At 70.2% G+C, this 9498-nt stretch carries 8 protein-coding genes; 4 read left to right on the top strand and 4 right to left on the bottom strand.

Annotated elements, in window-relative coordinates; all coding sequences use genetic code 11:
• A partial coding sequence (locus D7W81_RS36395) for a serine/threonine-protein kinase (protein ID WP_147445755.1) occupies positions 1–1041 on the bottom strand: 1041 nt, incomplete at its 3' end.
• A 144-nt stretch (positions 1042–1185) separates the two neighbouring features.
• Entirely contained in the window at positions 1186–1800 is a 615-nt protein-coding gene (locus D7W81_RS36390; protein WP_120559974.1) for a DUF4142 domain-containing protein, read from the bottom strand.
• A 193-nt stretch (positions 1801–1993) separates the two neighbouring features.
• Between D7W81_RS36390 and D7W81_RS36385 the strand changes: the two genes are divergently transcribed.
• Entirely contained in the window at positions 1994–4555 is a 2562-nt protein-coding gene (locus tag D7W81_RS36385; protein WP_120559973.1) for a DEAD/DEAH box helicase, read from the top strand.
• Positions 4556–4561: 6 nt separating this feature from the next.
• On the opposite strand, the gene D7W81_RS36380 is transcribed toward D7W81_RS36385, so the two are convergent.
• Positions 4562–4846 carry a LysR family transcriptional regulator gene (locus D7W81_RS36380; protein ID WP_120559972.1) on the bottom strand — a complete coding sequence of 95 codons (285 nt, stop codon included), beginning with the start codon at positions 4844–4846 and terminating at the stop codon, positions 4562–4564.
• Between the two features lie 101 nt (positions 4847–4947).
• Here D7W81_RS36380 and map point away from each other — a divergent pair, with 101 nt between their 5' ends.
• The 3 genes from map to D7W81_RS36365 all read left to right on the top strand — a co-directional run bounded on the left by map (position 4948) and on the right by D7W81_RS36365 (position 8553).
• Positions 4948–5727: a type I methionyl aminopeptidase gene (gene map / locus D7W81_RS36375; RefSeq protein WP_120559971.1), complete on the top strand. Its 780-nt coding sequence runs from the start codon at positions 4948–4950 to the stop codon at positions 5725–5727.
• A gap of 126 nt (positions 5728–5853) precedes the next feature.
• Positions 5854–6870 (top strand): endolytic transglycosylase MltG, encoded by a 1017-nt coding sequence (mltG, locus tag D7W81_RS36370; protein WP_120559970.1) that lies wholly within the window; start codon positions 5854–5856, stop codon positions 6868–6870.
• A 24-nt stretch (positions 6871–6894) separates the two neighbouring features.
• Positions 6895–8553, top strand: a complete 1659-nt coding sequence (locus D7W81_RS36365) for a sensor histidine kinase (RefSeq protein WP_244227686.1) — start codon at positions 6895–6897, stop codon at positions 8551–8553.
• Here the strand turns inward: D7W81_RS36365 and D7W81_RS36360 are convergent.
• On the bottom strand, positions 8540–9498 hold a 959-nt coding region (locus tag D7W81_RS36360; protein ID WP_244227685.1), incomplete at its 5' end, for a hypothetical protein. The two genes, D7W81_RS36365 and D7W81_RS36360, sit on opposite strands and share 14 nt — an antisense overlap.

Raw genomic sequence — 9498 nt, 5'->3', positions numbered from 1 at the left:
GCCCGGGGACGTGTCGCGGCCGGCGTGGGGGCGCATCCCCACCGTCGCGATGTGCTCCTCCTGATCCGGCGGACGCGACACCGGCGGCGGGGCCGTGGGCGTGGTGGGGCGCGAGCGCTGCTCCGGCTTCGCCTCCGCGAGCGTCTGGAGCGGGCTCCCCGTCAGCTCCAGGATGAACGCGCCCACGTCCGGGTAGCGGTCCTCCGGCTTCTTCGCCATCGCGCGGGAGATGGCCGCCACCACGTGCGGCGGCGTGCCCGGCGCCAGCGTCAGGAGCGGCGGCGGTTCCAGGTGGACGATTTGATAGATGAGCTCCGCGACGTTGTCGCCGGAGTAGGGCGGCCGGCCCGCGAGCATCTCGTAGACGATGCAGCCGAACGCGAACAGGTCCGTGCGCGCGTCCACGTTGCTGTTGTGGCCCATGGCCTGCTCGGGGGCCATGTACTGCGGCGTGCCCATCAGCACGGAGTCCAGCGTCATCACCGTGCGCGAATCCACGAGCTTGGAGATGCCGAAGTCGAGCAACTTCACGCGCTCGCCAATGACGCCGCCCGCTTCCGTGGGCACGAGGTGCACGTTGCCCGGCTTCAGGTCCCGGTGCACCACGCCCGCGCGGTGCGCCGCCTGCAACGCCGCGCCCATCTGCCGCGCGATGGAGAGGACCTCCTCCAGGGGCAGCTGCTTCTGCTTGCGCAGCCGGCGCGACAGGCCTTCACCGCGCAGGTACTCCATCACCATGAAGGGCGTGCCGTCCTCCAGGGTGTCGAAGTCCAGCACCTCCACGATGTTCGGGTGCCCCAGCCGCGAGGCGATCTCCGCCTCGCGCCGGAAGCGCACCGCCACCTCCTCCGACAGCGCCTCCGCGCCGTGAAGCACCTTGATGGCCACCTGCTTGCCCGGCAGCCGCAGGTGGCGCGCGAGGAACACCGCGCCCATTCCGCCCCGGCCCAGCACGGTGCCAATCTCATACGTGGCGCGCAGGATCCGTCCCGTCGTCAACGGCTCGCCCTGCGCGGAGGTCGGTTCGGTAGGCTTTTGCATCGGCAGTCCGAATTCCTACTAAACCGGGCCGACACGATTGGAAAGCACCCGGGTCGAATCCTCCCCCACGGGTCGTGTGCGGCGGCCCGGGCTCTCACGTTCTGAGAGCCCGAGCCGGCTTTTTTCGGAAAGCGGAACCGCCGGCTACGGCTCGGTGGAGGGAATCACCAGTTCGGACTGGAGATCCGTCGCCTCGTTGATGTGCATCTGCACCGCCTCACGCTCGCTGATCAGCTCCTGCGCCAGAGCGGTGTTGGCGACCTGAGACGTGAGCAGGCTGTCGCCGATGAAGGCGGTGCGCGCGTGCGCGTTGATCTGCGCGCTGATCAACGCCAGGTCGAGCGCGGCACCCGCGGCCGGCGCGTTCGGGCCCTGGAGGACCTGCATCAGCTGCTGGACTTCCGTCTGCAACTGGAGGCTCAGCGCGGAGTCCTCGGGGGTGATGCCCTCGGCCGCGATCAGCGCATCCAACCGCTGTTTGACGGCGGTGTGCTTCGTCACCATGTCCTCGTTGAAGGCGCGGATGTCCGGGTCGGTGGCGAGCGGCACGGCGTACTGGCCGAGCATCACCTCGCCCTCGTTGGCCACCTGCAGGACGCGGGCAATCTGCGCGTCGGTGAGCGTCAGCACCACGCCCGCGTCCGGATCCTGCTGCGGTGCCTCCTGCGGAGTCGGATTCTCCGCGTTGCTCCCGCACCCGTAGCCCAGCGCCAGCGCACCCGCCAGCACCGTCCCCAACCAGAATTTCGCTGTCCGCATGTCCAACCCCCCGTGAATGTCGCGGGGGCAGGATGGGGAGGCGTCCCGTCCGTGGCCATGCGCGCTTCAGCCGTTGCCAGTGTGCCCGGGTGCACAGGCCGGGCAGGCAGGGAGCCTGTCCAGGCGGCGGGGAAGGGCGCAAGACGCGCGATTTTTCACGGGGACCGGGCGGCACCCCCTAGAGTCGGGCCTGATGAGTGACTCCGCCGACACCCGCGCCCCGCTCGCCGCCCTGCTGCCCAAGCCCGGCGAGCCCCCTCTCGATGCCGACGAGATCCTCAACCGCTTCGTGAGCTACGTGGCCACGAACGGGCTGAGCCTGTACTCCGCCCAGGAGGAGGCCATCCTGGAGCTCCTGAGCGACAAGCACCTGTTCCTCAAGACGCCCACGGGCTCCGGCAAGTCGCTGGTGGCCATGGCGCTCCACTTCAAGGCCATGGCCGAGGGCAAGGTGTCGTTCTACACGTGCCCCATCAAGGCGCTGGTGAACGAGAAGTTCTTCGCGCTCTCCAAGGCCTTTGGCCCGGAGAACGTGGGCATGCTGACGGGCGACGCGTCCATCAACCGCGAGGCGCCCATCCTCTGCTGCACGGCGGAGATCCTGTCGAACCTGGCGCTGCGCGACGCCTCCGCGCGCGTGGACGCGGTGGTGATGGACGAGTTCCACTACTACTCCGACAAGGACCGCGGCGTCGCCTGGCAGATTCCGCTGCTGGCGCTGCCCAAGACGCAGTTCCTGCTGATGTCCGCCACGCTGGGCGACACGCACGTCATCGAGCAGAGCCTGGCCAAGCTCACCGGCCGCGAGGTGGCCACGGTGCGCAGCTCCGAGCGCCCCGTGCCGCTGGACTTCGACTACCGCGAGGTGCCGCTGCACGAGACCATCCAGGACCTCATCGCGCGGGGGAAGTACCCCGTCTACCTGGTGAACTTCACGCAGCGGGCCGCGGCCGAGCAGGCGCAGAACCTGATGTCCGTGGACTTCAACACCAAGGAGGAGAAGGAGGAGATCCGCCAGGCGCTGCTGGACGCCCCCTTCGACACCCCCTACGGCAAGGACTTCCAGCGCTACCTGCGCCACGGCATCGGCATGCACCACGCGGGCCTGCTGCCCAAGTACCGGCTGCTGGTGGAGAAGCTGGCGCAGCAGGGCCTGCTCAAGGTCATCAGCGGCACGGACACGCTGGGCGTGGGCGTGAACATCCCCATCCGCACGGTGCTCTTCACGCAGCTGTTCAAGTTCAACGGCGAGAAGCTGGCGACGTTGAGCGTGCGCGACTTCAAGCAGATCTCCGGCCGCGCGGGCCGCAAGGGCTTCGACACCGAGGGCAGCGTGGTGGCGCAGGCCCCGGAGTACATGGTCGAGAACATCAAACAGGCCGCGAAGGAGGCCGCGGGCAAGAAGAAGACGCCCAAGGCGAAGCCGCCGCAGAAGGGCTTCGTGCAGTACGACAAGAGCACCTTCGAGCGGCTCCAGAACGGGATGCCGGAGCCGCTGGAGTCGCGCTTCGACGTGAGCCACGGCCTCCTGCTCAACCTGCTCCAGAGCGACAAGACGGAGGGCAGCGGCGGCTACAAGCGGCTGGTGCAGCTGGTGATGCGCTCGCACAGCTCCGACTACACGAAGAGGAAGCTGCTCAAGGACGCGGCGATGTACTTCCGCACGCTGCGCGACGCAGGCATCGTGAAGGTCGTCCAGTGGGAGAAGCACTCCGCGACCGTGGAGGTGTCCGAGGACCTGCAGCGCGACTTCAGCCTCAACCACACGCTGTCGCTGTACCTGCACGAGACGCTGGAGCTGTTGGACCCCACGCTGGAGACGTACGCGCTGGACGTCGTCACGCTGGTGGAGTCCATCCTGGAGAACCCGGACGTGGTGCTGTACGCGCAGCTGCACCAGCTGAAGGGGGAGAAGATCCAGGAGATGAAGGCGCAGGGCGTGGAGTACGACGACCGCATGGAGGAGCTGGAGAAGCTGGAGTGGCCCAAGCCGAACCGCGAGTTCGTCTACGGCACCTTCAACGCCTTCGCGAAGAAGCACCCGTGGGTGGGCGAGGAGAACATCCGGCCCAAGTCCATTGTCCGGGACATGTTCGAGCGCTTCATGTCCTTCCACGACTACGTGCGCGAGTACGGCCTGCAGCGCAGCGAGGGCGTGCTCTTGCGCTACGTGGGGGACGTCTACAAATCGCTGGTGCAGACGGTGCCGGAGAAGTTCCGCAACGAGGACCTGGACGACATCCTCGACCACCTCCGCGCGACGCTGCGGCAGGTGGACTCCAGCCTCCTGGACGAGTGGGAGCGGATGCGCAACCCGGAGGCCCCGGTCGAAGTGAAGCCGGTGGTGGACCTGAAGCCCAAGGAGCTGACGGAGGACCCCAAGGCCTTCGCCGCGCGCGTGCGCGAGGAGCTGCACCGGCTGCTGCGCGCGCTGGGCCAGCGCCGCTACCTGGACGCGCTGGGCATGCTGGACAACGCGCTGGGCGAATGGACCGCGCCGAAGCTGGAGCAGGCCATGGCGCCGTACTTCGAGGAGCACAAGCTGGTGGTGCTCACGCCCCAGGCGCGCAAGCCGGCGAACACGCAGCTCAAGGAGGCGGGCACGCGCCAGTGGGAGGCCCAGCAGCGCATCATGGACCCGGAGGGCCATGGGGACTGGGTCATCGACTGTGAGATTGACCTGCGCGGCCGTCGCATGGACGACGGCCCCATCCTGATGCTGCGCCGCATTGGCGGCATGACCGCCTGGTCGTAGTCGCGGTCAGGCCGGGGGCGGCTTCGTGCTCCCGGCCGCCTCGCGCACGGTGCGGGCGGCGGTCTCCACCTCCGCCAGGATGCGGCGCGCGTGGAGGAGCAGGGCCTCCCCGGTGGGCAGCAGGCGCATGCCCCGGGGGACGCGCTCGAAGAGGGGCGTGCCCAGTTCATCCTCCAGGGCGAGGATGTGACGGCTGAGCGGCGGCTGGGTGAGGTGCAGCCGGCGCGCGGCCCGGCCCACGTGGCCCTCTTCCGCCACCGCGACGAAGGACTGGAGGTGCGTGATGCTCACGCGCGCGAGGCTAGCGCGAAGCCGTGCGCGCCTTCCACCCGCCCGCGTGATGCCAGAACAGCATTGGACGTTCCGGAAGGGCGGATGCCACCTTGCCCGGCATGGGCATTCCTCTCTTCAAGGGCAGTGAAGTGGAGCGGCTGCGCGCCGCGGGCCGCGCGGCGGCGGGCACGCTCTCGCACGTGGCCTCCCGGCTCCGGCCGGGCGTGACGACGGCGGACATCGACGCGTGGGTTCGCGAGGACACGGCGCGGCGCGGAGGCACCCCGAGCCAGCTGGGCTACAAGGGCTTTCCCTCCACGGTGTGCACCAGCCGCAACCACGTGGTGTGCCATGGCGTCCCGCGCGCGGATGAAGTGCTGAAGTCCGGGGACATCATCAACGTGGACGTGACGACGCACCTGGATGGCTTCCACGGCGACACGTCCGCCACGTTCATGATGGGCGAAGTCTCCGCGGACGCCCGGCACGTCGTGGACGTGGCGCGGCGGTGCCGGGACGTGGGCGTGTCCGTGGTGCGGCACGGCGCTCGGCTGGGGGACATTGGCGCGGCGGTGATGGCGCTGGCGAAGGCGGAGGGGTGCAGCGTGGTGGAGGAGTTCGGCGGCCACGGCATCGGCCGGCAGATGCACGGGGAGCCGCACGTGCCGCACGTGGCCAGGGCGGGCACGGGCATCACGCTGCGCTCGGGGATGGTCATCACCATCGAGCCCATGGTGAACCTGGGCCGCCCGGAGATCCGGATGATGCCGGACGGGTGGACCATCGTGACCGCGGACGGCAGCCTGTCCGCCCAGTTCGAGCACACCGTGCTCGTCACCCGTGACGGCTGTGAAGTCCTCACACCTGGCGAGCTGTCCCTGCACCTCCCGGTGGGGTGACCGGCCGTCCGGCCCGGGCGCGGATGCCGGCCGGTGTTGAGAAGGGGGCGCTTGCGTCCGCCTGCCCGGCCGCGTGACAGGTTGTTCTCGTTGGAAGCGTCGGGGCCTTTGATAGGTTGGGCTCCCATGAAGAAGATCCTCGTCGCGCTCCTCGTGCTCATCGTCCTGGCGGTCGCCGGGGTGGGCGGGGCGTTCATGCACTTCAAGAACGCCACCACCGCGCCGCACGCCGCCGCTGACCCGGCACCGAAGGAGTTCGTCGTGAAGAAGGGCGCGTCCGCGCGCTCGCTGGGCCAGCAGCTTCAGGCCCAGGGTTTCCTGGACGACCCCAACGTGTGGCGCTTCCACCTGTGGCAGCGGGGCAGCCTCAACGTGAAGGCGGGCCGCTTCATGCTCAGCCCCACCGCCTCCGTGGCGGACCTGGCCACCGCCCTGGAGGGCCAGCCGCTGCCGGAGGACGTGCCCTTCGCGATGATTGAGGGCTGGCGCCTGCGCGACACCGACCAGGTGCTCGCCGCCCAGGGCCTCATCAAGCCGGGCGAGTACATCGCCGCGGCCACCCGCACGGACCGCTTCACCGCGCCGTTCCCGCTGCCGGTCCGCAGCCTGGAGGGCTACCTGTACCCGGAGACGTACGGGATCATCGCGGACAACTTCAAGGTGGAGGCGTTCATCCAGCGGCAGATCGACACCTTCCGCGCCCGCTTCTACGACGCGCACCGGGAGGAGATCGCCAAGAGCGGCCGGTCGCTGCACGACATCGTCGTGATGGCCTCCATGCTGGAGCGCGAGGAGCCGGTGCCGTCCCAGCGCGCGCTGGTCGCGGGCATCCTCTGGAAGCGCGTGGACAAGGGCTTCCCGCTGGGCGTGGACGCGACCAGCCGCTACGAGCTGGCCGAGTGGAACGACCGCAAGGCGTTCCTCAAGCGGCTGCGGGACAACTCGGATCCGTGGAACTCGCGCACCCGCGCGGGCCTGCCGCCGGGCCCCATTGGGGCGCCCACGGTGGACTCGCTCGTCGCCGCGCTGCGGCCGGTGAAGAGCGACTTCTGGTACTACCTGCACGACGCGCAGAAGGTCCTGCACCCCTCGCGCAACGCGCAGGAGCATGAAGCGCTCCGGGCCAGGTACAACGTGTACTGAGGCTCCGCGATGACGGCCCCCCTCATGAACCCAGGTCTCCCCGCCGCTGGCACGGAGGCCGCGTTGAGAGAAGAGCTGGCCCTGCTGCGCCAGGAGGCCGAGCGGCTCCGCCGGCTGCTGGAGACCGCGGCGTCCGTCACCTGGACGGATTCCGGGGACGACGCGCTCTCGCCCTCGTGGACGGCCTTCACCGGGCAGCCTCCGGAGCAGATGCGCAAGGGAGGCTGGCTCCAGTGCCTGCATCCGGACGACCGGCAGGGGGCGCTGGCTGCGTGGGAACGGGCCCAGAGCGGGAACCTCCCGTTCCGCGCTCGCTACCGGCTGCGCCGCGTGGACGGCACCTACGTGTGGATGCTGGCCCGGGGCATGCCCGTGCTGGGACCGGATGGTGCCGTGCGCGAGTGGGTGGGCACCTGCATCGACATCCAGGCGCAGGCCCTGGGTGAAGAGCGCGCCGCGTTCCTGGCGCGGGCCAGTGAGCTGTTCTCGTCGTCGTTGGAGGCGTCCGCCACGCTGGCCTCACTGGCGAACCTGTCGGTGTCGGCGCTCGCGGACTGGTGCATCGTGGACGTGCTGCACCCTGACGGCCACTTCGAGCGCGTCCAGGTGGTGGCGGCGGATCCCTCCCATTCCACGCTCGCGGCCAGCGTGCAGCGGCTGACCCCGGTGCCCCGGGATCGGCCCGTCTATCCGCCCGCGGTGGCGCTGTCGACCGGCCGGTCCACCCTGGTGCCGGAGGTCTCGGATGCGCTGATGGAGGCGGTGGCGCAGGACGCGGACCACCTGGAGATGATGCGCCGGGTGGGCATCCGCTCGCTGCTGACCGTGCCGCTGCTGGCCCGGGGCCACATCCTGGGGGCGCTGACCTTCCTGATCACCACCTCCTGCCGCCGGTATGCCGACGAGGACCTCCAGTTCGCCCAGGAGCTGGCGAACCTGGCCGGGCTCGCGGTGGACAACGCGCGGCTGCTCCATGGCGCGCGCGAGGCCGTGCGCCTGCGCGACGAGTTCCTGTCCGTCGCGAGCCACGAATTGAAGACGCCGCTGACGCCGCTGAGCCTGAAGCTCCAGGCGCTCTCGCGCGCGGTGAAGGCGCACCCGGACTCGCCGCTCGCGCCGGTCATCGAGGCCCACGTGGAGACGGGGCACCGCCAGGTCCGCCGGCTCACGGAGCTGATGAACGACCTGCTGGACGTGTCCCGCATCAGCGCCGGGACGTTCCGCCTGCAGCGCGAGGACGTGGACGTCGCGGAGGTGGTGCGCGAGGTCACCGAGCGGTTCGCGCCCCGGTTCGCCCTGGAGCACTGCGACTTCCGCGTGGAGGCTCCAGGGCCGGTGTGCGGCAGCTTCGACCGCTCCCGGCTGGCGCAGGTGTTGGATCACCTGCTGGACAACGCCCTGAAGTACGGCGCCGGCACGCCGGTGTCCGTGCGGCTCGCGGCGGAGGGGCCCGTGGCCCGGCTCACCGTGCGCGACGGGGGCATCGGCATCTCCAAGGAGCAGCGGCCCCGCCTCTTCGAGCGCTACGGCCGCGCGGTGTCCGAGCGCCACTACGGAGGCCTGGGGCTGGGGCTCTACCTCGCCCGCACCATCGTGGAGGCCGAGGGCGGCAGCGTGTCCGTGGACAGCTGCCTGGGCGAGGGCGCGACGTTCCAGGTGGAGCTTCCGCTCAGCCGTCCTTGAGGGACTCCGCGGTGGCGGTGCCGGGCGGCTGGGGCGACGTGTGGAACATGTCCGCGAGGATGCGCTCGGCCGCGTCCGCCAGCAGGTCGCGCGCCATGCGCGTCTCCTCGCCGAAGATGCCGCGCGACGTGCGGGCGTCCAGCACGTGCGTGCCCAGCAGCGCGAACGCCGCGGGCTCGTCGAACGTCGCCTCCGAGGAGAGCACGCGCTTGCCGGGCTGCGGGTCCTCCTCGTGGAAGCGCCCCTCCCAGGTGTCGCCCAGGGTGATGGAGAAGTACTGCGCCGCCACGTTGCCGGGCCGCGACATGTGCGAGGCGGCCACCACGGCGCGAAGCTGCCCGCGCTCCTCGCCGGTCATCCCGCGCTTCCACGCCTCCACCGAGGCGTGCATCGTGTCGATTTGATCCCTCGCCGAGTCCTCGGCGTTCTTCATCAGGTCCGGCACCTGGGCGTGGATGAACGTGGAGAGCTGCTCCTGCGTCACGCGGTTCGCGGCCAGCACGGCGTCCACGAGCGCGAGTGACGCGGCGAGCAGGCGGTGCTGCCGCGCCAGGGCTTCGGCTGGAAGGCCGCGGGAGTCCATGCTCGTGGCCGACGCGGTGATGAGGCCCCGCATCGTGGTGAGGCGCGTGCGGGTGTCGTCATCGAGCCCGGCCTTCTGACTGGCGAGCAGGACGTGGAGGGCGAGGGGCACGTGACTGACGACCTTGTACGCGTGATAGCGGCGCGTGCGGGCGGGGGCCTCGAAGCGCTGGCCGCCCTTGCGCAGGATGAGCACGTCGTCGATCTGCGCGATGACGGGGCCCATGCGCGAGAGCACGGCCTCTCGGCGCGCGGCGTACGCATCGCGGAACGCCTGGTTGAGCACGGAGAGCGGATCCGCGGGCTCCAGCGCCACGGTGCGCGCCAAGTCGGAGGGAGGCTCGGGAGGAGGGGAAGGGGAGG

The sequence above is a fragment of the Corallococcus aberystwythensis genome (genome assembly GCF_003612165.1).
In the GTDB taxonomy this organism is placed as follows: domain Bacteria; phylum Myxococcota; class Myxococcia; order Myxococcales; family Myxococcaceae; genus Corallococcus; species Corallococcus aberystwythensis.
The sequence above is the reverse complement of the archived record's forward strand: the minus strand, read 5'-3'. Positions and strand labels throughout refer to the sequence as shown.